26 protein-coding genes are annotated in these 24,949 nt (G+C 50.8%); 9 read left to right on the forward strand and 17 right to left on the reverse strand.

Going from position 1 to position 24,949, the window contains the following annotated elements:
• Positions 1 to 119 precede the first annotated feature (119 nt).
• The 7 genes from ACO0K4_RS03465 to ACO0K4_RS03495 all read right to left on the reverse strand — a co-directional run bounded on the left by ACO0K4_RS03465 (position 120) and on the right by ACO0K4_RS03495 (position 5,701).
• Positions 120 to 953, reverse strand: a complete 834-nt coding sequence (locus ACO0K4_RS03465; protein ID WP_422955197.1) for a lysostaphin resistance A-like protein — start codon at positions 951 to 953, stop codon at positions 120 to 122.
• 44 nt (positions 954 to 997) lie between these two features.
• Complete coding sequence (locus ACO0K4_RS03470) at positions 998 to 2,071, reverse strand: DUF3800 domain-containing protein (RefSeq protein WP_422955198.1); 1,074 nt, start codon at positions 2,069 to 2,071, stop codon at positions 998 to 1,000.
• Positions 2,072 to 2,175: 104 nt separating this feature from the next.
• Positions 2,176 to 2,544 (reverse strand): hypothetical protein, encoded by a 369-nt coding sequence (locus ACO0K4_RS03475; RefSeq protein ID WP_422955199.1) that lies wholly within the window; start codon positions 2,542 to 2,544, stop codon positions 2,176 to 2,178.
• Between the two features lie 79 nt (positions 2,545 to 2,623).
• Positions 2,624 to 3,106 (reverse strand): hypothetical protein, encoded by a 483-nt coding sequence (locus ACO0K4_RS03480; RefSeq protein ID WP_422955200.1) that lies wholly within the window; start codon positions 3,104 to 3,106, stop codon positions 2,624 to 2,626.
• 133 nt (positions 3,107 to 3,239) lie between these two features.
• On the reverse strand, positions 3,240 to 3,545 hold the full coding sequence (locus ACO0K4_RS03485) for a hypothetical protein (protein WP_422955201.1): 306 nt from the start codon (positions 3,543 to 3,545) through the stop codon (positions 3,240 to 3,242).
• Positions 3,546 to 3,807: 262 nt separating this feature from the next.
• The gene (locus ACO0K4_RS03490; RefSeq protein WP_422955202.1) at positions 3,808 to 4,491 is read right to left on the reverse strand and encodes a hypothetical protein; all 684 of its coding nucleotides are present in this window, start codon (positions 4,489 to 4,491) and stop codon (positions 3,808 to 3,810) included.
• A gap of 229 nt (positions 4,492 to 4,720) precedes the next feature.
• A complete protein-coding gene (locus ACO0K4_RS03495; protein WP_422955203.1) occupies positions 4,721 to 5,701 on the reverse strand; it encodes a D-2-hydroxyacid dehydrogenase family protein in 981 nt (326 codons plus the stop codon).
• 410 nt (positions 5,702 to 6,111) lie between these two features.
• Here ACO0K4_RS03495 and ACO0K4_RS03500 point away from each other — a divergent pair, with 410 nt between their 5' ends.
• Positions 6,112 to 7,962, forward strand: coding sequence for a phosphoenolpyruvate carboxykinase (GTP) (locus tag ACO0K4_RS03500; protein WP_422955204.1), 1,851 nt, complete (start codon positions 6,112 to 6,114; stop codon positions 7,960 to 7,962).
• 410 nt (positions 7,963 to 8,372) lie between these two features.
• A complete protein-coding gene (locus ACO0K4_RS03505) occupies positions 8,373 to 9,122 on the forward strand; it encodes a substrate-binding periplasmic protein (RefSeq protein ID WP_422955205.1) in 750 nt (249 codons plus the stop codon).
• Positions 9,123 to 9,167: 45 nt separating this feature from the next.
• Here ACO0K4_RS03505 and ACO0K4_RS03510 read toward each other — a convergent pair whose 3' ends face one another.
• Positions 9,168 to 9,581 (reverse strand): DUF2798 domain-containing protein, encoded by a 414-nt coding sequence (locus ACO0K4_RS03510; protein WP_422955206.1) that lies wholly within the window; start codon positions 9,579 to 9,581, stop codon positions 9,168 to 9,170.
• Positions 9,582 to 9,648: 67 nt separating this feature from the next.
• Positions 9,649 to 9,966: a hypothetical protein gene (locus tag ACO0K4_RS03515; RefSeq protein ID WP_422955207.1), complete on the reverse strand. Its 318-nt coding sequence runs from the start codon at positions 9,964 to 9,966 to the stop codon at positions 9,649 to 9,651.
• A 280-nt stretch (positions 9,967 to 10,246) separates the two neighbouring features.
• Between ACO0K4_RS03515 and ACO0K4_RS03520 the strand changes: the two genes are divergently transcribed.
• The 4 genes from ACO0K4_RS03520 (at position 10,247) to ACO0K4_RS03535 (ending at position 14,821) form a co-directional block, all read left to right on the forward strand.
• Positions 10,247 to 11,221 carry a LysR family transcriptional regulator gene (locus ACO0K4_RS03520; RefSeq protein WP_422955208.1) on the forward strand — a complete coding sequence of 325 codons (975 nt, stop codon included), beginning with the start codon at positions 10,247 to 10,249 and terminating at the stop codon, positions 11,219 to 11,221.
• A gap of 25 nt (positions 11,222 to 11,246) precedes the next feature.
• Entirely contained in the window at positions 11,247 to 11,774 is a 528-nt protein-coding gene (locus ACO0K4_RS03525) for a DinB family protein (protein WP_422955209.1), read from the forward strand.
• A 174-nt stretch (positions 11,775 to 11,948) separates the two neighbouring features.
• Complete coding sequence (locus ACO0K4_RS03530; RefSeq protein ID WP_422955210.1) at positions 11,949 to 13,961, forward strand: sensor histidine kinase; 2,013 nt, start codon at positions 11,949 to 11,951, stop codon at positions 13,959 to 13,961.
• A gap of 155 nt (positions 13,962 to 14,116) precedes the next feature.
• Entirely contained in the window at positions 14,117 to 14,821 is a 705-nt protein-coding gene (locus ACO0K4_RS03535) for a riboflavin synthase subunit alpha (protein ID WP_422955211.1), read from the forward strand.
• A gap of 130 nt (positions 14,822 to 14,951) precedes the next feature.
• On the opposite strand, the gene ACO0K4_RS03540 is transcribed toward ACO0K4_RS03535, so the two are convergent.
• The 4 genes from ACO0K4_RS03540 to ACO0K4_RS03555 form a co-directional block, all read right to left on the reverse strand.
• Positions 14,952 to 15,452, reverse strand: coding sequence for a cupin domain-containing protein (locus ACO0K4_RS03540; protein WP_422955212.1), 501 nt, complete (start codon positions 15,450 to 15,452; stop codon positions 14,952 to 14,954).
• A complete protein-coding gene (pcaC, locus tag ACO0K4_RS03545; protein WP_422955213.1) occupies positions 15,449 to 15,883 on the reverse strand; it encodes a 4-carboxymuconolactone decarboxylase in 435 nt (144 codons plus the stop codon). Before pcaC ends, ACO0K4_RS03540 begins: the two co-directional genes overlap by 4 nt.
• Positions 15,884 to 16,197: 314 nt before the next feature.
• Positions 16,198 to 16,638 carry an MAPEG family protein gene (locus ACO0K4_RS03550; protein ID WP_422955214.1) on the reverse strand — a complete coding sequence of 147 codons (441 nt, stop codon included), beginning with the start codon at positions 16,636 to 16,638 and terminating at the stop codon, positions 16,198 to 16,200.
• Between the two features lie 46 nt (positions 16,639 to 16,684).
• Positions 16,685 to 16,933: a tautomerase family protein gene (locus tag ACO0K4_RS03555; protein WP_422955215.1), complete on the reverse strand. Its 249-nt coding sequence runs from the start codon at positions 16,931 to 16,933 to the stop codon at positions 16,685 to 16,687.
• A 99-nt stretch (positions 16,934 to 17,032) separates the two neighbouring features.
• Here ACO0K4_RS03555 and ACO0K4_RS03560 point away from each other — a divergent pair, with 99 nt between their 5' ends.
• Positions 17,033 to 18,034, forward strand: coding sequence for a GlxA family transcriptional regulator (locus ACO0K4_RS03560; protein WP_422955216.1), 1,002 nt, complete (start codon positions 17,033 to 17,035; stop codon positions 18,032 to 18,034).
• 199 nt (positions 18,035 to 18,233) lie between these two features.
• Entirely contained in the window at positions 18,234 to 18,800 is a 567-nt protein-coding gene (locus ACO0K4_RS03565; RefSeq protein WP_422955217.1) for an outer membrane beta-barrel protein, read from the forward strand.
• Between the two features lie 124 nt (positions 18,801 to 18,924).
• Here ACO0K4_RS03565 and ACO0K4_RS03570 read toward each other — a convergent pair whose 3' ends face one another.
• Positions 18,925 to 19,497: an SAM-dependent methyltransferase gene (locus ACO0K4_RS03570; RefSeq protein ID WP_422955218.1), complete on the reverse strand. Its 573-nt coding sequence runs from the start codon at positions 19,495 to 19,497 to the stop codon at positions 18,925 to 18,927.
• Between the two features lie 585 nt (positions 19,498 to 20,082).
• Here ACO0K4_RS03570 and ACO0K4_RS03575 point away from each other — a divergent pair.
• Positions 20,083 to 20,919 (forward strand): branched-chain amino acid aminotransferase, encoded by an 837-nt coding sequence (locus tag ACO0K4_RS03575; protein WP_422955219.1) that lies wholly within the window; start codon positions 20,083 to 20,085, stop codon positions 20,917 to 20,919.
• A gap of 59 nt (positions 20,920 to 20,978) precedes the next feature.
• Here the strand turns inward: ACO0K4_RS03575 and ACO0K4_RS03580 are convergent, their stop codons facing one another.
• The 3 genes from ACO0K4_RS03580 to ACO0K4_RS03590 all read right to left on the reverse strand — a co-directional run bounded on the left by ACO0K4_RS03580 (position 20,979) and on the right by ACO0K4_RS03590 (position 24,765).
• The gene (locus tag ACO0K4_RS03580; RefSeq protein WP_422955220.1) at positions 20,979 to 21,764 is read right to left on the reverse strand and encodes a hypothetical protein; all 786 of its coding nucleotides are present in this window, start codon (positions 21,762 to 21,764) and stop codon (positions 20,979 to 20,981) included.
• A 97-nt stretch (positions 21,765 to 21,861) separates the two neighbouring features.
• The gene (locus tag ACO0K4_RS03585; RefSeq protein ID WP_422955221.1) at positions 21,862 to 23,283 is read right to left on the reverse strand and encodes an alkaline phosphatase; all 1,422 of its coding nucleotides are present in this window, start codon (positions 23,281 to 23,283) and stop codon (positions 21,862 to 21,864) included.
• 33 nt (positions 23,284 to 23,316) lie between these two features.
• Positions 23,317 to 24,765 carry an alkaline phosphatase gene (locus ACO0K4_RS03590; protein ID WP_422955222.1) on the reverse strand — a complete coding sequence of 483 codons (1,449 nt, stop codon included), beginning with the start codon at positions 24,763 to 24,765 and terminating at the stop codon, positions 23,317 to 23,319.
• Positions 24,766 to 24,949: the final 184 nt, after the last annotated feature.

A 24,949-nucleotide genomic window follows, 5' to 3' on the forward strand; every position in this document is an offset into this window, starting at 1 on the left:
CCGAGATCGTCGCCACTAGATAATTAATAGAGAAAAAATTGTCATTGGCGATTCTCTTCCGGCCGTCATGTTAATCGTCGAATTTACGTCCGTGCTATTTGCGACGACTCACACTTGAGTTAAGCCTCGCCGCGAGACAGCGTCGGCTTGGGCGAATTGTTAGCCCTTGCGTGCGGCACGGCAATATCCGCTTGCCTGGTGAAATAGAAGCCCCGGTTGACGACCGTAAACGCACAGGCCGCTGCAAGGTAGAACAGCCAGCCCGTCGAGCCACCGGGAAGGCTTCCGCCGTCTACAGAGGGCAACAGCACACGAAGAATGTCGGGATGCGTGTTGGCTGCCCAGTGGAGTGCAACCGCGGGCCAGACCGAGCCGCGCGCACGCTGCACGAGGAATACCGCAAAGATGGACCAGGTTTCCAGATAGGTCAGGAAGCGCAACGCCGAGGCCGGAGCAGCAAACACCGAATCACGGTAGAGAGCGCAGTGCCAAGCCCACCAGATGAGACCCGTCACGAGCGCGGCCCAGAACGGAGCCAAGCGACGCAACAGCGCTGGCTGGACATACCCGCGCCACCCGAACTCCTCGGCGAGTGGGCCGGTGACTAGAGCGGCGCCGAGCGAGAGACTTAGCATGGCCGCCGGTGACAGGACAACACTTGAAACGGGCACGCCTGTTGTGAACAGGTAGCTAAAGCCCAAGGCCAGCGGAATAAGCACCGCGACCAGCACGTACCGCGGGACCGATAAAACACCAAACACCCGCTGGCAGAATGCGACAAGACCTTGTGTCCCGCCGTCCGCAAATGCCGCAGCGAACCCAGCGATACTGGCGAAGAGTGGAAAAAGCCAAATGCTTAAATCCTCGTTCTGCACGAACAGCCATCCTATCCACGGAATACCGAACGCGACCAATACGAAAGTGAGTGGGCCGGCCATTGAGCTACGAGTCATGAACTTCCTTGTATTGAGTAATACCTAACGTTTGATATGAGAGGTTAGATTCGCGTCTTGGCAAGTGCGCTGACCATGAAGTCATTGGCATTCAGGCCACCGACCTCCTCTGTGCCCAGCGCCTGAGGGGTCACATGCGGGGCAGGCCAGAGAGCATGGATGCTGAAGCGCTCTATTCCCGCTTGATCGAGTTGCTCGGTTAACTCGTCTCTTGCACTTCGCGCCACCGCAGTGGCGAAGTAGGCAGCGGCACCAGCTAGCAGATCTGAAACTTGGAGTTGAGGAACGTTGCGAGAGTCGGAAAAGTTCAGTGTTCGGGCTCTCAACGGGAACTCAAATTTCCGGCGGTCATAACCAATCATTGTCGGAGCCACATCAGGATTTATCATTGCCGCCAGATTCTCGCGCTCGGCAAAGACTGGCTTGGACTCGTCGTGCGTAGCAACGAACGCTTGACCAATCTGAGTGCCCCACACGCTGAGTTGATGAAACAGCGTGCCGATTGCTGGGTCTAGGGCGATGTAGTTGACGCCCTGGAGTATTTTGTCAATGTCCCGCTCGGCGACGAGATACGGGGCGAAGGAGGCTTGATGCCGAGGGCTGCTGCAATTCTCGTAGAGCGCTCTTACTGACGCGAAGAAAGCAGCCTTCGTAGCTGTACTCGGAGTCCTGATCATCGCTACGAAGGTGGACAAGAAAAGATCGAACCGCTCTGCGCCGCAGAAGACCGGTGTCACATAGTAGTGAAGGTTTGCAATTGCAATGTTTGCACCCCTCGCGTACAGATCAATACCGTCACGATGAGCAAGTGTCTCTTCGATTAGGTCAACCGCTTTACAGATCGCCATGTAGCGCTTGTGCGTAATCGATACTTTGACTCGCTCTGGAGTCAAGAGAGGCGACGAGAGAAATTGCAGCAGCCTGCTCTTTCCGGCTGCCGACTTCTTCAGCGATGTGAACTTAACTTCACGAGTTTGTGGCGTTCGAACAAGATTCAGTAGCTCGTCCGCCTCCTCGCGACTGAAGTTAGTTGAAGCAAGTACGAAGACGGGTTGATCGGGATCGAGCAGCGCAGCCCCAGTATTTCCCGCTTCGTCGAAATGAACTTCGGATGCCATTGTGTAGTTGCGAATCTAACGTTTGAGATGAGAGGCGGCGCCCGGCTTGCCGGGTGACGTCCTCTCGATTGAAGGGTTAGGCGGCTCTGCTCGCATTGCCATGACTAAAGGGAATTCCATTCGTGCACCACGACCTGAAAGGCATCTTCGTAGTGAACTTTGCCAGGATTCTTGGAGCGCAGCATTCGTACTTGCAGGCCATGCTCTTCGAGAAGTGTGCCGATCGCGCGCAGGCGACGAATGGGTTCGACGGCGGTGTCTTTGAACCAAGCGGCGACAGTTTTCGGCCAGTTTGAAGATGAGTAAGGCGGACAAGGCAAATGCTTGTTGAGCCATTCGTAGTGCTCTTCGAGAATGGCTTCCTCGTTGGCGGTGAGCACACCGGACTTCCGTAGTAGCTTGGCTTCAGCAACGAGGCCAGTTAGGTGCTTGTGGTTTTCATGGTCGGCGCCGACAACTAGACGGATGAACATTTGAGACGCCTAACGTTTGACTTAAGCGGCGGGACAAGGGCGCAGCCCTTGGCACGTCCGCTTGAAGGAAGGGTTAGATTCATTCCGCGGCATCATCGGCTGCGGTATTTCCTGGCTTCTTGTCCCTCGCAACCTTGCTTCCAAAGTAGAAGCCGAGGATCGTAGTCAAGGCGTGGCTCAGGATTGTTGGTGGAGGTTGATCAACATGCGTGATCGCCAAGTAGCAGATGGTGACTGTGATGCCAATGGCAATAACTGCAGGCGCACCACCAACGGTAAACAACTCGCGGAGCAATGAAATAAATGGATTGCGCTGCCGCCGACCATTTAGAAAGCGGAACAGTTCAGGACCGTTGAAGAAGAAGTGCTCTTTGTCTCCGTCGAAGAAGACAAAACTGTCAACGGGTCGATTCTCCTTGCCGCTTTGCCATGTGACAGTGAAGATCGTCCCACCGAACATATCGGCAAGCTCGCTTCGGATGAATGCGTTCGACGGATCAGCGGTCTTGTGCGTCCTTAGAGTTAACGCCACTGCGCGTTCTTGTTTCTCTTGTGGGGTCATGGCAGTCTCCATATGAATCTAACGCTGAGCTGACTGGAACTGCGCACAACACACAGAAATCAGAGAGCAAGTAATCAAAAAAATGCCAAACGTCGAAATGCCTACATGCGCAGTTTCCGCGTCGAGCGTCGTGTTAGGTGGCATTGGCAGCTACCCCGTCCTTCATGACCGCAGTTCCATTCTTCACCTTGTAGCGCACGATCAAGTACCAGGGAAATCCGACAATCCAAAAGAAGGCGATAGCGATGAACAGAACTGGTGGCGAATAGGAAATACCGGACTTGTACTGATTGAGCCGCAACTTTGACGAATCGATGGAGGCCCACAGTGCGGTCACAAGAATCATTAACCAAGTCAGATTGAAACCAGCCAGCGCGGACGCCAGCAAGACTCCAACGAGCAATAGCAGTGTGAGCAATAGAGCAAGCCACGGTTTCATTTATGTTTCCTCCCAAAGAACCTTGAGCGCCATCTAACTTGATTTAATTTTCATTTTGCAATGATAACCGAAGATGCAAAAATAACAAGCTTGCTCTACATCTCTTGAAACCCTCATGAGCGCGAGCTGTATTTAGTTATACTGATTAAAAATACAGTATAACCAAATGGACAAAAACGTCACCCCGTAAAACCGAGTTGACTTGACCAAGTGCGCGAAAGTCTGTTCAAAAAACCTGAAACCTTTAGAGCAAAAAATAAGTCTATTTGGCGTTCTCAAAACGAGTCAGTTGCTGATTCGTTCTGGTTTGCGGTGAGCCGTCTGCGCCGAAGGATTCGAAGGTGGTCTGTACGCTTGATTTGGTGTCGGGGCTGTACCAGACGATATTTTGTGTGGTGCCGGATGACGTTGGGTTGTCCATGGTCCAGCTATTTTTGTAGACAATCTTGAGGGCTTTAAATTTGCCTGCGGGGACTTCGATGGTTTCCCAGCCGATGACTTCTGCTTTGGTGTTGGTGATCGATACCTGGATCTGCGCGCTGTTGGTGGCGGACGGGAATTCTTGTTTGTACTGGAACTCCCATTTTTTGCCTGGCTCGAGCGGCCATTTGTACCAGATCTGTTCCATCTTATCGTTCTTGAACATGACGGTCATGTTAAGGTCGGTGCGTACGGTGCCTTCTGATACTTGTGGTTTGACGAATTCTTCGCCTTTGCCCAAGGTGCGGGTTTCGTAAAACATGCGGGCATATTCACCGGATATGCCGATAGTTTTTTTACTGAACTGGGAGATCGGTTTGGATGACCACATATTGAGCGTTCTGAATTCCCAGGTGTCGCCTTCGGCAATCGCTGGTGCACGCACGCTCTGCGCCTGCACGGGTTGTGCGGCTAAGGATACGATGGAAAAAAGAGCAGAGACTACGGATAAGTGAATGAGTCGCATGGATGACATGTGTTTTCTCAAAAAAAATTAGTGGGGTTAATAATAGGACTTAGTAATTGTGCTTAACAATTGTGCTTAACAATTGTGCTTAAAAAATTATGCTTAACAATAGGTATTAATAACGGGTGTTCAGCAGGCATCGATGCTGATACGAATGCTAAGACTGACATCGTTTTGGCATCGATATCAGACAGCAATGAGTGTAATGCCAATAATGATGCTTTATTGCTCAGGGGTTAAAAATATTCTTTGGCGTGCCGTTGGCAAAGTCGACGACGTTCTGAAAGGCGGCGCGAAAATATAATTCATAACTGTCGCGCTCTACATAGCCGAGATGCGGTGTGGCGAGGACATTTTCCAGACGCAGCAGCAGATGCTGAGGAGCAAGTGGTTCGCTTTCAAACACATCCAATGCGGCAAAGCCGGGGCGTGGTTGAGATGCGGCGAGAGCGGCTTCCAGCGCACCACTTGCGACGAGTTCTGCGCGGCTGGTGTTGACGAAGAGGGCGTCTGTTTTCATCAGCGCGAGATCGGCTGCGGTAACGCTGCCGCGGGTTGCATCATTTAGGCGCAGATGCAGGCTGAGGATGTCACTCTGGGCAAAAAAATCTTCTTTTGAATTGGCAGCCTGATAACCATCCTGTAGTGCCTGTGTGCGACTGGCTTCGCGACCCCAGATCAGGACGTTCATCCCAAATGCGTTGCCATAGGCGGCGATCATTTTACCTATTTTGCCGTATCCCCAGATACCGAGCGTCCGGCGTTTTAGTACCCGTCCGAGAGAATTAGCTGCGGGATGAATTGAGGCGGTTTGCCATAAGCCTTGTTGGAGGTTGCTGGCGTAGTGCGGGATCTTGCGTGAGGCGGCCATGATCAGCGCCCAGGTCAACTCAGCGGGTGCAGTGGGATCACCGATACCTTCGGCGATCTTGATCCCCTGTTCGCTGGCGGCAGCGACATCGACATGACTGGCGAGTTTGCCAGTTTGTGAGATGAGCTTGAGATTCGGTAATTTGCTGAGTAAGGCACGTGGGAAAGCGGTACGCTCGCGTATCAGTATCAGGACATCAAAAGGCGCAAGGCGGATCGCTAGCTGGCCCAGACCGACGGCGGTGTTGTTAAAGACTTTGACCTCATGGCCTTGCAATAAATCGAAGCAGGCGAGTTGGCGTACGACATCTTGATAATCATCGAGAATCGCGATTTTCATGGAAATTCCTTTGTGGTTTTGGCTACTTTTTGCATTAATTCAAGCCAAGCTTGCAATTCGCTTTCAAATATCATGCATAAGTAATAACAATTTTGAAGCAAAATTCGCTCTGATCGAGTTGCGAGTGTACAATTACTGCCCACGTAGCTTTTTGATTCTTCCGCCTGCAACATCATGTCGGGCGTAAGTCTGAATGCAATATTACATTGTTGCTTTCGTAAGAGTGGGTCCGGCGTCAAAAACGATTAGCCAGATCAATTCTTCATCCGACAGAACCGCCGTCATCGAGCCTGTCCGCGCTGTGCTTGAGCCCGCTTTTTTAGCTGTTGCTCGCACCGCCCGACACCCCTAACGACGATCCTGCCGTGCCGCTACACAGATTTCTATTAAATGGCATTGGAGGTAGTATCGTGAATCAACCTATCATGCGTGGTGTGGCGACATTGAATGTCCCTGCCTACGTCAAACAGCAAAAGCTCATCAACTGGGTCGCCGACATGGCGGCGCTGACTAAGCCAGACAATATCTACTGGTGTGACGGCAGCGAAGAAGAATACGACCGTCTGTGCGCACAAATGGTTGCCGCTGGCACCATGAAAAAACTCAACGAAGCAAAACGTCCGAACAGCTATCTGGCTTGCTCTGATCCATCTGACGTGGCGCGTGTTGAAGATCGTACTTATATTTGCTCCGCCAAAGAGGAAGATGCAGGACCAACGAATAACTGGATGGCACCGGCAGAAATGCGTACGACGCTGAATCCTTTATTCGACGGCTGTATGCAGGGTCGCACTATGTATGTGGTGCCATTCTCCATGGGCCCGCTGGGTTCGCCAATCGCTCACATCGGCGTGGAATTGTCTGATTCGCCTTATGTCGCAGTGAATATGCGCATCATGACGCGCATGGGTAAAGCGGTATTCGACGTGCTCGGCACAGACGGTGATTTCGTCCCTTGCGTACACACGGTTGGTGCGCCATTGAGCGAAGGTCAGGCAGATGTTGCATGGCCTTGCAATCCGACGAAATACATCGTGCATTATCCCGAGACACGTGAGATCTGGTCCTACGGTTCAGGCTACGGCGGCAATGCCCTGTTAGGTAAAAAATGCTTTGCATTACGCATCGCATCAACCATGGGTCGTGACCAGGGCTGGCTGGCTGAACATATGCTGATTCTGGGTGTTGAATCTCCCGAAGGTAAAAAGCATTATGTGGCAGCGGCTTTCCCATCCGCCTGTGGCAAAACTAACTTCGCCATGTTGATCCCTGCGATCAAAGGCTGGAAAGTCACCACCATCGGCGACGACATCGCCTGGATCAAACCTGGTGCAGATGGCCGCTTGTATGCGATCAATCCGGAGGCTGGTTACTTCGGTGTTGCACCTGGTACAAACACGGCGACAAATTCGAACTGCATGTCTTCGCTGACACACAATACGATCTTCACCAACGTTGCATTGACGGACGACGGCGATGTCTGGTGGGAAGGCATGACCAAAGAAGCGCCAGCGCATGTCATCGACTGGCAAGGCAAGGACTGGACTCCGGCAATCGCTAAAGAAACCGGTCGTAAAGCCGCGCATCCGAATGCCCGCTTCACTGTTGCCGCAACACAGAATCCGGTGATCGATGCGGCTTGGGATGATCCTGCCGGTGTACCGATTTCTGCGTTCATCTTTGGTGGTCGCCGCTCAACTACCGTACCGCTGGTTACCGAAGCACGTGACTGGGTCGAAGGCGTCTACATGGCGGCGACCATGGGTTCCGAAACCACTGCTGCCGCTGTCGGACAACAAGGCGTGGTGCGTCGCGATCCGTTTGCGATGCTGCCATTCATGGGTTACAACATGAGCGATTATTTCCAGCACTGGCTGGACATGGGCAAAAAAATCGCGGCGATCGGCGCCAAGCAACCGGCAATCTTCTGCGTCAACTGGTTCCGTACGGATGCGAACGGCAAATTTGTCTGGCCAGGTTTTGGCGACAATATGCGCGTGTTGAAATGGATGCTGGAACGTATCGAAGGCAACGCCAACGGTGTTGAAAATATTTTCGGTATCACGCCAACTTTTGATGATCTGACTTGGGACGGTCTGGATTTTACACAAGCTCAGTTCGATACCATTACCTCGATCGACCGGGCGGCATGGCAAGCAGAGCTGGCGTTGCATACTGAGTTGTTCGATAAGCTAAACTATCATTTGCCAGCCGAACTGGTGGCAACGAAAGCAACGCTGGAGCAACGTCTGTCAGCGTAACGGCTTGATTGCAACACGATTACCCTGTGATCAGGTAGTCCGTTTTACATAAAAAGCGCAGCTAAATAGCTGCGCTTTTTTTATTACTGAGAAGTAAAGTCAACAGGACTTACGCAAAAACTAAAACCACTCGCCACAGAGACACATAGACACGGATACCCGGGCCACCGAGAAAAGCAGGCGCAAGCAGTTCCGTGAAACATCCATATTAAAAAGAACCCGCAAGCAGCATGCGCCTGCTGGCACAAAATACCTCTGGAAGCCGCATACAGCATGCGGTTTCAATTTAAATGGTGACAGGCAATTTGTCGTTTTGCGTAAATCCTGGTCAACATATCTAGTTGATAAGTTTTGTTATTTTTACTTTATTTGTTAAACTTATTACCACACCTTCCCAGGCGGGGTCACTTATGAGTGCATCGCGATATCTCAGCAAACTCTCGACAGTACTGCCACTGACGCTCTTGGCAGTAATCTTGTGTGCAAACCTTGCCTGTGCTGACACTCCACTACAAATTGGCGTTCTCGACGGAAACCGGCCAAGTATGACCGCAGCAAAAGAGGTCATGCGAATTGCGTATGCCCGCGCAGGTGTACCTGTCCAGTTCGTGACAGGTTCGGCAAAACGGCACACGGGCTTGCTTCAGGCGGGCAAACTCGATGGTTTTCTGTTCAGGCTGACGTTTGAACCGGACTACGATCTGCGTACAATCACCGTGCCGATTACCCGGGAAGATCTGGTGGTGTATTCAGCCGGCGTCAGTTTCGCAGTCAAAGGTTTTCAAAGTCTGGCACCATATTCTGTCGGCTATGTCGCTGGTGTCCATGTCATTGCAGAACAATTAAAAGAAGCGCAGGCAGAGGCTGCACCGTCGATTGACTCTCTATTCAGAAAACTAGATGCGGGAAGAACCGATATTGCAGTAGATTCACGCTTCAGCCTGTGTAACGTCAGACAGTTGGGACTCTCCCACATCGTGATTCTGGAGCCATCGCTCGCACAGCTTAATGGCTATCATGTACTGCACAAAAAATATCAGGATGTGTATCAAAAGCTGGATACTGTTTTACAAAAAATGGAAAAAGACGGCGAGATCAAAAAAATTAATGACACTGTCTTTCAACAATATGAAGAGCAATGTAAAACCCGACATCCATAAAAAAACCGCACCTATGTGCGGTTTGATCTGCTGTAAAAGCGTATATCACCGATGAACGAAGGGTTGCTGCAGCAGTTTCAGAGGCGCTGTCCGGTTGGCATGCTGAGACGCGGAATGTACGTCATGAAGAGATAAACCTTTGGGGCTGGTGATAACGACCTCAGGCTCAGCTACTTGGCTGACGCCACGGCTCAACCGATAAACCACAGGTTTCACCATGTAGGCAACCGGAAAAGCGATAGGCCAGGTAGTCAGCCATGCTTCCATCCAGGCGCCGAAGAAGTCATTGTTAAAACCTAGCCAGAGTAAACGCATGACCGCAGTCGCCACCAGAGTGATGACACCCGTAGTAAGGATGGTCGGCAGCATCGATGCCAGACTTTTGGATCCGGCGACAGCACGCACTGGCTGATTTTTACGATACCGCAACAACGCATCTGTGGAGTAAGTCGATTGCATGATTGTTTCCGTTGGGCTCTGGATTGGCTGCTAAATCAAGACTGAGACTGAAATCGATTTAACCGATTTAACCGCGTGCGGCTAAAGCACGCAACTCTGCAGCCATATTTGGCGATGTCGCATCCAGATCGCTGGCGATACGACGGATCGTCAGGATGTTGCGCAAATTGCGGTTGGCGCTTTTTTGCTCACGGGTCATTCTAGGCTTCAGTACGACCAGAGCAGCGCGCAGCATGCCGGCGATCATTGGCTTGAATACAACCAGCATTGTTGCCAGGATACCGACGCCTAACAATGGACGTGCGGCGGCGATCACGGTGCTGACAGCCATTTCTGCAACAGGGATGGCACTTGTCACTGGGAAAGCGATATTGAGGAAAGTCATAATATTCTCAGCATTTCTGTCTATTTATTTGATGATGGAATAATATTGCAGTGCAATATATAAATCTAATTTTGATTTCTCATATCTACTATGCAGTTTGTGAATAATTGTGCAAAGATTAGGTTTACTTATTTAGCGGACTTACACACCATCGCTGCGGTAACAGGCAATGACGAAGATACTCGCAATTAATACGGCAAAGCCTTGTACTAACGTCGAACTGATGATGGATTGCCAATGAGTAAGCCCTAACTTATGAAAGCTGCCTGGAGCATCGTCAATGAACTTTCTGACACTTGACTTGAATTTGTTACGGGTTTTTGATGCCGTAATGATTGAACAAAACCTGACCCGTGCCGCCGATAAACTGGCGATGACGCAGCCTGCCGTCTCCAACGCACTCAAGCGCCTGCGTCACTCACTCGGCGATGAACTCCTGATACGCACGGCATATGGCGTCAAGCCGACACCACGTGCGGAGACGCTGTGGCCGTCGATACGGCTCGCGCTGTCGAATCTGGAGGCAGCGATTGCACCAACCAGCTTTGACGTATCGAAAGCACAGGCAACCTTCCGGATGGCAATGGCCGATGCAACTGCCGCACTCTGGATGCCGACCCTGGTGCGCGCCATCGAGCGCGATGCTCCCGGACTCAATGCACGCATGGTACCGCTGACAACACGCGAGCCACGCCCGATGCTGATACGCGGCGATATTGACATTGCGGTCGGATTCTTCCCGGGCGTGGTCGCCCAACTCGCTGGCGGGCAGGGCGCGTCCAGCAGTCCGATACGCCATGAGCGCCTGTACTCAGGTCATTATGTCTGCGTGATGCGCAAAGACCATCCTCTGGCCGATAAAGAGTTGACGATGGATGGCTATTGCGACGCCAACCATTTGCTAGTGAGTTTCTCTGGACGTGCGCACGGGCTGGTGGATGAGGCCTTAGCCCATATCGGACGTGAGCGTCGCATTTTACTGACGGTGAACCAGTTTTTTACCGGCGGCAAAGTTGTCGCCAATTCCGATCTGATTACCGTATTACCGCGTCATCTGATTGAATCTACCGGGATGACTGATGCGCTGGTATGGAAAGAACTACCGTTTGATTTGCCTGAGGTTCATATTGACATGTTGTGGCATGAACGCGATGGACGTAATCCTGCCCATAAATGGTTGCGCGATAATCTGATCACTATGACCCAGTCAAACCTGATCCCTACTTTAGAACACGATACACGCCTGGATACCTGAACGGTAAAAACGCAAGGAGGACATCATGAGCAGCACAACTCTTCTGATATCATTATTTGGCTACAAAGCATGGGCGAATAAAGAATTATTCGCCTGCGTTGCCAGCATCGACGCATCGTCAGGCAAGGATGCCGCAGATACCGCGCAGGCGTCGGCACGGCACGCGGCACTCCGTCTGCTGAATCACATTTATGTGGTGGACTGTATTTTCTTCGCCAACCTCCAGCAACAAGCACACTCCTACACGGCGACCAATACACCGGAAACACCTCCGCTGAGTGATCTACAACAAGCGGTAGAGCAACTGGACACAGAATATAAGCGCTTTATTGAGAACATTCGTCCCGCCATGCTGGAGGAAAACATCATGTTCACCTTCACCGACGGCGACAAAGGATGTATGTCGCGTGAAGAAATGCTGATGCATGTCATTGCACACGGCACCTATCATCGCGGCGCAGTTGGCCGTATCCTGTCGCAAATTTCCATCGCGCCACCACGTGATCTCTATACCAAGTTTTTACATACCTCGGAACCTCAACGCCGTCAGTAAATCGTAAGTCCATACAGGCAAGTAGCATGTGCTGATCATGCGCAATCATGACCAAATCATTCAAAACAGATTGTGGTTGAAGTGAGCCTGCCCTGCTACCAGTAATGCTTTTAGGTTGCGCATCGATATAAATCTTGTTAGTCTGGTTTTTTCTTTTGCCACGATATCAAGCGCATGCGCATATCCAGCAAACTCTCAGTTTATCTGATCGCGCTAGTCGCTTGTTGCTTGATGACTAGTCCGGGGTTTTCCGCAAACCTGGAAATTAAAGCCGATACCCGGCGGCTTTCTCTCGATTCCCAATTCGATGTACTGGAAGACAAGTCAGGGCAGTTGTCTATTCAGGATGTGGTGCAGCCCGGGACAGCACATAATTTCAAAGCGCTTAAAGGCAATTTGAACGTTTCTTATACACGTTCAGTATATTGGTTGCGCTTTAGTCTGCAAAAAACCGATATCACGAGCGCCTCTGAGTGGTGGCTGGAAGTAAGTCCAGTGATGCTGGACGACATACAGTTATACCAGGTCAGTAGTGATGGGCAGATAGAAGCCAGCAGAGCCGGTGACCGGCAGCATTTTTCGGCGCAGGAAATGCAGCTTCGCCTGCCTACTTTCCGGCTGCATCTGAACGATCATCAAAGCAAATTCGTTTATCTGCGCATACAAACCACCAGTTCTTTATTCCTGCGCGCCAAACTATTCACGCCACAAAGCTATGCGGAAGAGTCGAATTTCATCTCGAATCTGATGGGCGTGTACTACGGCGCCATGCTGGCAATGATCGCCTACAACCTGATACTGATGCTGTCGTTTCGCGACAGAACCATGTTTTATTACCTGCTGTTGTCACTGAGTATTTTGTTTGCAGGCCTGAGCGTCAATGGACATATAGGGCAATACTTTGCGCAGGACTGGCCGTGGTTTGTGGATATCACTCCGGGCCTGTGTGTGCCGCTGATTATTTTGTTTGACTCGCTTTTCATTACCCATTTTTTGCAGTTACCTAAGCGCATGCCGCACATTGCAACAGTATTCCGGGTTATTCAGGTTTTATCGATGCTCGCTGCACTTGTTGTACTCGTTGGCTATAACCATGTGGTGGCGCCTTCTGTGCAGTTACTTGGTTTTTTACAGATTTTCCTGATACTGCCAATTTGCGTACTTAGTGCCAGGCGTGGTTACCGGCCTGGCTGGATTGTTTTTTTTGCGACGATCGCATGGATCGCTGGCGCGATGATGGTCGCTTTACGAAATTTGGGTATGATCGAAAGTAGCTGGTTCGCTGATTTTGGATTCCAGATCGGCTCAGCAATAGAAATTATTTTGCTGGCGCTGGCACAGGCGGACAAGATCAATATCATCAAACAAGAACGGGCATTGGCACAACATCAGTTACTTAGCATGGCGCAAAAAGCCGAGCAGGAACTAGAATCAAAAGTCTTGCTGCGTACGGGTGAATTAGCTGACGCCGTACAGCGTCTGAAGCAGCTCGATAAAGAGAAAAATGAATTTCTCGGTATCGCCTCTCATGACCTGAAAAATCCCTTGACCTCTATTATCGGCATGAGCGATTTGCTTCGCAAACTTGATCAGCAAATAGAGCCTGCGTTGCGTCACAGTTACCTTGAGCGTATTAGCAAAAGCGGGCATCGCATGATGCATATCATCACCAATTTGCTTGACGTCAACGCAATTGAAACTGGTTACTCCCCTGTTGCATTACAAACGGTGAGCCTGCACAAAATGCTGCAAGAAATCGTGCCACAGTTTGAGGCTCACTTAAAAGAGAAGAACCTTGATCTGCTTATTACGGCAGACGCGACCGTCAATGTCATGGCGGACGCCAATGCCACCGTACAGATTATTGATAATCTTTTATCCAACGCAATTAAATACTCGCTGGCAGGCCGGCATATCTGGATCACCATCTCGGCACAGGCCGAGCTTGGCAGGATTGTTGTCAAGGACGAAGGGCCGGGATTATCGGAAGAAGATCAGCAACATCTTTTTGAAAAATTCACCCGTCTCTCTACCCGGCCTACGGCAGGAGAACATTCAAGCGGATTAGGTTTGTCGATTGTCAAAAAACTCAGCGAAGCAATGGGTGGCCATGTCCATTGTGAGAGCGTCGAGGGACAAGGTTGCACGTTCACGGTAGATTTGCCTGTCGCTAAAGGTCATTTTTAAGCAGCAGTAAGCAAACACGTTAATGCAATGAATCTGTATGGTCATGGCAAACCAGCGAATCGTTTACAATGACATTGCCTTGGTGACCAGCATGTAAATCGCATGAAGCGCATCAGGCAGGCATATATTTCCCCAATTCTTGAATACCACTCCCCATGTTTACTGGCATCGTACAAGGCATCGCCCGCATTGCAACACTATCTGACAAACCCGGCCTGCGAACATTTAAGCTCGATTTCCCTGAAGGCTTCTGCAAAGATCTGGAAATCGGTGCCAGTGTTGCCGTAGATGGCGTGTGTCTGACGGTCACCGCCCTACCCGACGATAGCAGTGCAGAGTTTGATGTCATGCAACAAAGCCTGGCAATCACCACACTAGGCGCCTATCAGCAAGACGGGCGGGTTAATGTGGAAAGAGCCGCCAGAGACGGCGCAGAAATAGGCGGTCATCCGCTGTCTGGTCATATTGATTTCAAAGCTACGATCGCAGCGATCCGCGAGCTGGAAAACAACTATGTTATCCGCATCGCCGTACCACCAGAATGGTTACGCTATATCTTTGCCAAGGGCTATATTGCCATCAACGGCGCCAGCCTCACAGTTGCCGAAGTCAACCGCGAAGAGGGCTGGTTCGAAGTCTGGTTAATCCCGGAAACCCTACGCATGACCGTGTTCGCCGAGAAAAAAACCGGTGCCGCCTTAAATATCGAAATCGAGCGCGCGACCCAAGTCGTCGTCGATACCGTACGTGCCATGCTGACAGAAACCTTGGGGCCATTGCTGCCTGCGCTAGAGGCGTTATTAAAACAGCAGGGGGTTGCGTTAGAAGAGTTGGTGAAGCCAGGATCGATTAAGCCCTAGTATTTTGCCTGATCAGTCACTTCCCTGCGGGCGTGGATAAAGCTTATCTCCGTCCCATTGGTGAGATAAGTTCGACAAATAAAGTAAAAACAAATCGCCCATTTTTGAGTGATCTTGTCAGACCAGACAATTAACCTGGATCTTCACCCTCCCAATACGCCATCACTGCAGCTTTGTCATACCCTTCGCCAGTCAAACGCACGCTGACACGGTTGCTATCTGGATAGACAATCACATCATGTGGATTGCGGTCACCGATCAACACATAACGGCAGACCTTGTCTGTGTGATTAAAAATACTGTGTCCCAATTTTTGTCCCGCCGGAAAAACCACGTAGCTGCCTGCTGACATGACATAGGTTTTGTCACCCAGACGTAAAGTCAGGCTTCCTTCCATCACCATGAGCTGCTCTTCCTCAAGGTAATGATAGTGGTTAGGACAAGCGCGCATGCCAGGTGCCAACTCCTCGATGCAAACTCCGATGCGCTGACAGCCGCCATATTCCCCGATTTGCTTGTAGCGGGAACCAAAACTAGTGCCGTGCGCATAGCCGTCCCATGGGACATCATCGATTAAAAATGGCTCAGTATGTCCCTCGACATTGATCGCTTTTGCTTTGCTCTCGTTCATACAGACTTTTCTACGCCGGGGATCAACCCCATTTCTGACAAGACTTCTTGCGCGGAGCGAAATGCATCAATCGCCAGCGGCATGCCGCAATAGACGCTTGCGTGTAACAGCACTTCCTGTATCTCTTTCATCGTCGCACCGTTGTTGACAGCGCCACGCACATGGCCGCGAATCTCATGCGCGCGGCCGAGCGCTGTCAGCATGGAGAGCGTAATCAAGCTGCGGGTCTTCATATCGAGTCCGTCTCGGCACCAGACGGTACCCCAGGCGTTGCGTGTCACGAACTCTTGCAACGGTGCGGTAAAAGCGTCAGCGTTCGCAAAGGCTTTATCGACGAATGCATCGCCCATCACTTGTTTGCGCTTGTTCAAACCATCATCAAATTGCTGATCTGCTTGTTGTTTTGCTTTTTGATTTATTTCTTGATCCATTTTGTCTTCCTCCGCGGTCATGATGCTTTATCGTCAGGACTTACGCAAAACAACATATTGCTGATCTCCCTACATATTGAAACCGCAGGCTGGATGCGGCTTGCAGAGACATTTTGTGCCAACAGGCGCACTCGGCTTGCGGATTCATTTTGACATCGATATTCCACAAAACTGCTTACTTCTGCTTTTTCTCTGTGTCTGGGTGTCTCTGCGGTAGAGGTTTTAGTTTTTGCGTAGTCCTGATGATTGCGCTCATGGTAGCCAGCAGAATAGCCAGGGTCAAGGCTAATGCTAAGCCGGTCAGGCGAGCATGATTATCCGGCGATCTTGATCATCCTGAACACAATCGCCGCCACAATCATCCAGCACACCGCCATACCGGACAGGTACAAAATCGCACGCCAGGGTTGCAGGCCGCGCAAATAGACGATGGTATGTGCGTAACGAATCAGCACATAGCTGCCAAATAATCTTGATGCCGTATCTGGTTCCCCGCCGACTAACACATAGCTCAGTGCCAGCATTAAAAAAAACGGCAAGTTCTCCACATCGTTACGCCAGACATTGGCGCAACGTTGCACAAATGCGGACTCGCTTGCGACCGGAGTGGCTCTGGCCAAGGCAGCGTCTTCTGGCAATAAAAACCGCCGGCTACGAAAACGGCTGATGATCTGTATGACACTGGTGATGCTGGCTTTTACAAAGAGCGCCAGCAAGCTCAACACAAAAATAGACAAGGCAGGATAGTAGGGCATCAATGGCTCCTTAAAAAATCGATGTATATAGGCGAGATAGATAGACTTATTTTTGACTCGCTGCGGCATCGCGTAAAGCCACAAACTGGGCAATTGAGGCACTGTCTGGCCGGAGCTCACCCAGCGCGAACGATTCCGGTGGTCGCTCGTCAATACTGACCCATACCATCTTACGAAAATCAGGATTGCCGCCACCTTCGATATCGACCAGGGCATCGCTTAAGCGGGTAATCAAAGCTTGTTTTTGCTCAGAACTGAGCAGACCGCGAATCGTCGTGACATTGACATAAGGCATGAGGAACTCCTGTAATGATTGAATGAGAGTTCACATTATCGGCAGAGCATATCGCCACGACCATTGGCGCAATTGACATAATTATGATGTAATTCGCCAATGACTCCTTCTCAGCACATCATACGCATCGGAATCCTGGTCTATCCCGGCTGCCTTCTGAGTGGCGCGGTGGTGCCGCGTGACGTATTCTCGATTGCGAATACCCTGATGCAGTTGCGACCGCCGGGGCAGCAGATCCGGCTGGAACCGGTCTGGCTCAGTGCGCGCGACCAGCCAATAGAAAACCAGCATGGACTCAGCTTTGCAACCCAGCGACTGGACGGGCAGCGGCTTGACGCTCTCATGCTGCCGGGAATTGATCACCAAAGCGCTTATGACATTACCGAACGCATCGCATTAATGACGCAAGAGCAACTTGCGCTGCGTGACTACCTGTCGCGGGGCAAGTTGCTGATCGCGAGTTGCTCGGCAACCTGTCTGCTGGCAAATACTGGCGTGCTGGATGGTAAACGCGCTACGACGAGCTGGTGGCTGGCCGCTTATTTCCGACAACAGTATCCCAAGGTCATCCTCGAAGCCGAGGAATTAATCGTGCAGGACGGCAATCTGGTGTCCTCAGGGGGACTGACGTCGTATATCGACCTCTCTCTGTGGCTAGTCGCTCATTTTTGTGGTGAAACCTTGCGTCAGCTATGCGCCAAGATGCTGGTGATTGACGCCAACCGTAATAGCCAGGCCCCGTATATTGCGAGTGCCATGATACAGAATCAGGGGCATGTCATCGTAGAGCGGGCGCGTCGCTGGCTGAATAAACGACTGGATCAGCCGTGGTTAATGGGCGAGCTGGCAGAACATTGTCATACCAGCCAGCGCACCCTGCTGCGTCGCTTTCAAGAGAATGTGGGTCTCAGCCCTGCTCAATATGTTCAGCAATTACGCATAGAGCGCGCCAAAGCCTTATTGGAAACCACAAAAATCTCCCTCGAAGAACTGGCCGGACGTTGCGGTTATCAGGACGTGTCCAGCCTGAGTAAGGTGTTTAAACAATGGACTCAGGTAACGCCAAAAGAATACCGGCAACGGTTCGGCTTACGTAGCTAAGGTAGCTAAGACAATTATTACGGCTAGTGGGGTAATGCAACAATTAACTGTTTTCGTCTAGAAATAGTTTCGACAGAGACAACTCAAACAAGTAAAATAGTAGATTGACATGGAATTTGATGTAACTCTGTCAAATCGTTATGTGGCTCAGTCCAGCTGAGTACGTCCATTACCTATCATATAAATAATTGAGAATTACATGATCAAGAAAAATATCCTTGTTGCAGCACTGATGCTTGCCGGTATCGCTTTAAGCGCAACTGCTTCTGCACAAACCTATGTTGCCGCGACCGTTGGTCAGGCGAAAGCAGATGCAGATTGCGTTGGCGTGACTAACTGCAAAACGTCTGACACAACCGTCAAACTGCTGGGTGGCTACAACGTTACACAAAACCTCGGCGTTGAAGCCGGTTACTTCTCCTTAGGCAAAGCAACTGCGAGCATAGGTGGTATTGCGGGAGAATTTAAAGCAACTGGTGTTGATGTCGTTGGCGTGGTAAAGAGTACACCATCAAACGGCTGGGTTGGTTTCGGTAAAGTAGGTATTGCTTACATCCGGGCAGAATCCACTATAAACTCAAGCACAATCAAAGGTACCGTTACTAAAAACACTGCTAAGCCCGTGTTTGGTCTGGGTGCAACATACCAGGTCTCCAGTAACGTGAACGTCCGTGCTGAATACGAACGTCGCCAGGTGAGCGTAGTAGATGGCGTCAGCGATACAACGGTATCCAACTTCTCCGTAGGCGTTGAATACATCTTCTGATGCTGTGATTGCGTTACGCAGTCGATGATGTGAAAAAAGGTATGCTACGGCATGCCTTTTTTGTTTCTGCCTGATCACGGCATTGTTTTCGAATTCGCTCTTGGTTTTTTACAGGCTTTGCATCCTAGTGATCGTATTCTTCCGGCGGCTCTTCACCTGCCAGCACCCCCGTCGTTACTGGCAATCCTTCCCCTTTGCGTACCAGCTCATCCGCGTATTCAAATACGTTGGGACAGCCCGTTACCGTGATCAGGGTTTTGACGATGGTGACTTTCCATGCATCGACACCAGCAGCTTGAAACTGACAGACCAGATAACCCGGTGCTGTACCGTAATGATCGACCAGCAGGCCTGGCAGGCCGTCTTGTTCTGCATTAATCAAGCGACGTTGTTTGCCATCCGCTTTGACCGGCATCGGCTGTTTTGCCAGCGCCGCTTGCACACGCCGTTTAATAAAAGCATGATCAATCGCCTCAGTCTCATCAACACTCCAGACCCTCGCCTGTATCTGCGATTTCGGGCTCCAGGCAGCGCGGGCTAAAAATTGCCCCGATGATGAGCGGACCAGAGCGGTTGCTCCTGCTTTCATTTTTTCGTCATACTTGCCATCAACCCGCGCCACCATGGACACATAGATCCATGGCTCACCTTGCAGTATGCTTTTTTCCTTGCCTTGTTTAATCGTGATGATCAGCATGTGCTTGTCCTGTCCGGGTAAAAATGGTGTGGGAGCGGAATATACACCAATGCAAAAAGAATGAGGCTATTTATGCAGTATAGCCGCTGCAGACAGGTGATACTCGGGAATGAATCCGCAGTATTCATGCGCTTTTCCAAGCAAAAAGCGTCTGTGAGCCTCATAAACAAAGCGGATACGGATTAGGGGGTTCTAAAAACCTCCAAATTAAAAAATCACATCGACGGACTTATACAAAAACAAGACCTCTCACCACAGAGACACAGAGACACAGAGACACAGAGATACGGAGAAAAGGCAGGAGTGCGAGAGTAAGCGGGTCCGTAAAATATCGGTTCAAAGTTTTTTAAACGTTCTCTAAAACCTAATCCGCAATATCCATAGGCCTCATGGCGTGAAAAGCGTCTGTGAACCGCGTAAACAAAGCGGGTACGGATTAAAAATATTAGAAATAAATGCACTACTTATTGCAGGCAAGCCATTCTGCCCACATGTCAGGCTCTGTTAACATTGTTAACATATAGGCTGGATAATACATTTCATATAAACATCTGCCGCAACGACGTTCATCACAAAGGACCATTTATGTATCTCACTTATTTCAAAGGTAGCTGGAGCGAGGGCAATACGCCCCTGTTTGGCGCAATGGATCATGCTGTATGGCTGGGATCCAGCGTGTTTGACGGTGCCCGCGCTATCCGCGGTAAGACGCCGGATCTGCGGCTGCATCTGGCGCGCGTGGTGCAATCGGCGCAGCGTCTTGGCCTGCATTGTCCCTACCACGTTGATGAGCTTGAAGCCTTATGCCGCGACGGGATCAGACAATTTCCCGCTGATGCGGAGCTGTACATCCGTCCGCTGGTCTTTGGTACCGACGGTTTGCTGATTCCCGATGCAGATCAGTCGAGTTTTGCGCTGACGCTGTTTGATGCGCCTTTGCCACCGTTCTCAGGATTCTCGGCCTGTCTGTCTGCCTTGCGCCGGCCAGACCCCAGCATGGCACCAACTGATGCAAAAGCCTCGTGTTTATACCCGAACTCAACCAAGGCACTGCGTGAAGCCAAGGAGCGGGGATTTGATAATGCCGTGGTCTGCGACAGTCACGGCAAGGTCGCGGAATTTGCAACGGCAAACATCTTTTTGGTGACGGAATCCGGCGAAGTCGTTACGCCAGTTGCGAATGGCAGTTTTTTATCTGGCATCACCCGTGCACGCGTGATTGACTTGCTGAAAAACGATGGCACGCAGGTTATCGAACGCAGCGTGACAACGGAAGAATTATTGACGGCGACCGAAATATTCAATACCGGGAACTACGGCAAGGTAACGCCCTGCATTCGCTACGAGGATCGCAGCTTAGCCATCGGTCCGGTCGCAACGCGCGCCAGAGATTTGTATTTCAGCTGGATGGAAGCGCAGTAAATCGCAAAAAAAAGCCCCGCGCTCACGACAGACGCGGGGCGCTCATGCCAAACCGGACATCAATCAAGAAAATCCGAATACTCTTTTTGCGCATACCCTTTCAAATTCTGCCAGGGTAATTCACGTGTCAGCGTCGCAAGCGGCTTAACGTCAACGCGACGATAAAATGTTGCTGCCTTGTCGCCACTCTCGATCACCAGAGGAATCTGTTTTTTCTCATCCCACAATACGCGCTGATAAACACCATTTTTTTCACGTTCACGCCAGCGCGCACCCGCTACGGCGGAGACTTGCGCAGAGTACGGAATCGTTTGAACCAGCTTGGGATCCAGCAGGTAAAAACTATTGTCCCAGGAACCGTCGAAATTTACATTCTCATATTCGGACGGTGGAATTGCGACGACATCTTTACTATGTGCGTCGACGTATTCAACCCGGACTTTGTTATTCTCGAGGATGACATGACGTGGAATTACGACATGATTGAAATGCTTATGTTCTGTCGCACTGCTAGCCGGTGCTGTGCTCAACGCGACTTTTTTCTTGCTTACCGTCTTGTCGTCGTCATGAGATTCCATCGCATTTTTTGGCAAGACACGGACAACCCAGACATGACCAGGGCGACGTAACATTTTCTCTTCATAACGCGCCTCGCGTGTAACACCTTCAGCGGTCAATACTTTGCTGTAATACTGAATAGTCAGGTCGAGATCCGGCGCAGCGGCGCTCTGTGTACCTGGTACCGCTGGTGGAAAAGGTGCAGCCTGCACCGGGGGAGTGGACAGAATAAACAACGCAGTGATACTTGCTAACAATAATTCAGAGACCTTCGATACGGATTTCATACTTATCTTTCAAAAAACGAAAGGTGAGCCCAGGTTTTGAGGCTCACCTTATTGTCCAAGCGGCTTTTATGACCGCAAAGATCAGACTAACAAGAACTTAGAAACCAAACGCAGACTTCAACAAACCGAAGACCTTGGTATTGTCCAGTGTGCCTTTAAATACTTTGGCACCAGCACCGGTTGCAAACAATTTTACATCGCCGCCACCGTGCGTTTCGCTGGCCAGACGCACACCGGTTTCTTGCAGATAGTTATCTGCCAATACGGTGGCGCTATCGAGGCTGGTGCGCAGGTTAGGACGGTTGGGACCGTTGCCGAATACCAGTGTTGTGTAGGTATTGCCATCCGCATCCAGACTTGGCGTGCCGTCTTTGTAGTTGCGGTTGATATCCAGAATTGGATTGCCACGCTTGCCGTAACCGTTGAATGCCAGAGTGTGGTCATGATCAGCAGTAACAACGATCAGGGTATTTGCCAGTGTCGGGTCAGTCAGTTTTGCTTTATCGAGTGCGGCTTTAATCGCGTCGTCAAATGCGATCGTGTCAACCAGCGCGCGCTTGGCATTCGTGCCATGCAGGGCGTGATCAATACGGCCACCTTCTACCATCAGGAAATAACCGTTGGTATTTTGCGATAACAGATCCATGGCTTTGGTCGTCATCTCTGCCAGGCTTGGCTGTGTTGCACCTTCGCCTACCGGTGGTGTCGCAGAGCGGTCGAGTTCATATTCCAGATGGCTTTTACTGCTATACAGACCGATGAATTTTTTGTTGTTTGGGGCTGCGACCATATCCGCTTTTGTTGCTGCGACGGTATAGCCTTTTGCTGCGAGTTCGGTCAGCAGATTGCGTCCATCAACACGACCTAATTTACTTATGCTGGTCGCCGCATCGTAAGGCAGAAAGTGATTACGGCCACCACCCATCAACACATCGACACCGTCGCCCAGTGCCGTGTTGTAACCCGCTCCACCGGGTACTGCCTGCGCAGCAATCGCATATTGCGCGTTACGGTTGCAAATGTGAGAGTAAGTCGCAGCCGGTGTTGCATGTGTCAACTCTGTGGTCGTGATTGAGCCGACTGCTTTGCCTTTGGCTTTAGCGAGTTCGAGAATCGTTGCGACCGAAACGCCGTTACCTGTAGCTGCGCAGTTATTGATGCCGAGATTGCCGTTCGCATCTTTGGACGGAGGCGTAGCAACCGTGTCTGCTGACATGGAGATGACTTCGTTGTTCATCTTGACGCCAGTCATATACGCGGCCATTGACGGTGCGCTGTCAGTAGTTTGCGCATCGTTTGAATATGTCTTGATACGTGCTGTACGCTCCAGCTTGTCCATATTCAGGCTACCGTCTTCACCGTATTTGTAGATGCGGGATGCCGTAACCGTGGACGGGCCCATGCCGTCGCCAAGGAAGAAAATAATGTTCTTGGCTTCGCCTGCTGCATAAGCAGACGTGTTGGCGAATGCGGAGGCCAGAGCCAGTCCCAGCAAAGAGAACTTGAGTGTGTGTTTCATGGTGTTTTCCAATTCTTAATATGTGCGGACCGATTACAGACCAGAGGCCGTTTTGACCAGAGTGAATACCTTGGTGTTATCGATCGTGCCGAGGAAGGTGTCTGAGCCTTTGCCAATCGCGCCGAGGAAGACGTCGGTACCGCCATGCGTTTCGCTACCGACCGCAACACGCACAACCGCTTCCTGATGGTAGGTGTTGGCGCTGGTCACGGTTTCATCGAGGCTGGCCATGGTAGAACGGCTGCCCTGTGTGCGATTTTCACCGTTACCAAAACCGATGATGGAATATGGCGCACCATCCAGATCTTTGTCAGGAACACCGGTGACATAGTTTTTCACTACACCGAGCACGCCAGGATTGTCGGCGGCAGTCTTGCCTGTACGCTTGGCGTAACCGTTCAATACCAGAGTGTGATCATGGTCAGCGGTGACAACGATGAGGGTATTTTTCAGGTCAGGGTCAGCAATCTTGGCTTTCGCAATCGCGGCTTTGATGGCGTTATCAAAAGCGACGGTGTCTTGCAATGCTTTTTTCGCGGTTGTTTCATGCAGGGCATGATCGATACGACCACCTTCGACCATCAGGAAATAACCTTTAGAATTTTTTGCCAGGACATCCATAGCCTTAGTCGTCATTTCGGCCAGACTAGGTTCTTTAGCAGGATCACGGTCGAGGTCATAGCTCATATGACTGGAGGTAAACAAACCAAATAATTTGTCCGTCTTGGTACCGTCAATCGCATTGAATTCTGTGCTGTTGCTGGCGTAGGCGTAATTTTTTGCCTTCATTTCAGCGACCAGATCACGTCCGTCAGAACGCTTGCCGCCATCTTTAAACGGAGTAAAAAATTGCTTACCACCGCCCAGCAACACGTCCAGGCCGGTTGTGCCTAATGCGGTGTTGTAACCAGTACCGCCAGGTACTGCCGCTGCTGCAATATCGTTTTCCAGATCGCGATGGCAGATGTGGGAGTAGGTCGCAGCCGGTGTTGCATGCGTCACGCGTGTTGTCGTGACGACGCCCGTGGACAAGCCTTTTGCTTTCGCCAGCTCGAGCAAGGTGGTTGCGGGTGTGCCGTTCTTGGTACCGCAGTTGTTGACCAGCTTATTCCCGTTTGCGTCTACCAGCGGATCAATTGCCAGTGTGTCGGGCGACATCGACAACACTTCGTTGTTCATCTTTACGCCGGTCATGTAAGCTGACATGGACGGTGCGCTATCCGTGACCTGTGCGTCGTTAGAGAAAGTTTTAACAAACGCTGTTTCAGGCAATGTGTCCATGGTGAGTTCACCGTCTTCACCGACCGAGTAGATACGCGCTGCTGTCATGGTGGTCATACCCATGCCATCACCCAGGAAGAAGATCACGTTTTTTGGCGCATCGGCGACGGGTTCTGTGACGGGAGTATTGCTGCTGCAGGCAGCGATCAAAGTGCTGATTGCGACGCTGATTCCAGCGGCGTAGAAGGGTCTGCGTGTCATGTCGTCCATCCGGCTAGTGTGAAAAACCGAGACTGTAACAAGGCTGTGTGACTGGTTCGTGACGGACTTATTAAATTTTCATGACATGATTGCGCAGCGAATGATTTATGGACACACAATCTTTGTTATATTGAGGCTTGCGTTCAAGCAGTTAAGAGCATCAAAAATTCTTCACCGTTCTTTT

It is taken from the genome of Undibacterium sp. RuTC16W (assembly GCF_049339445.1).
Taxonomy (GTDB): domain Bacteria; phylum Pseudomonadota; class Gammaproteobacteria; order Burkholderiales; family Burkholderiaceae_D; genus Undibacterium.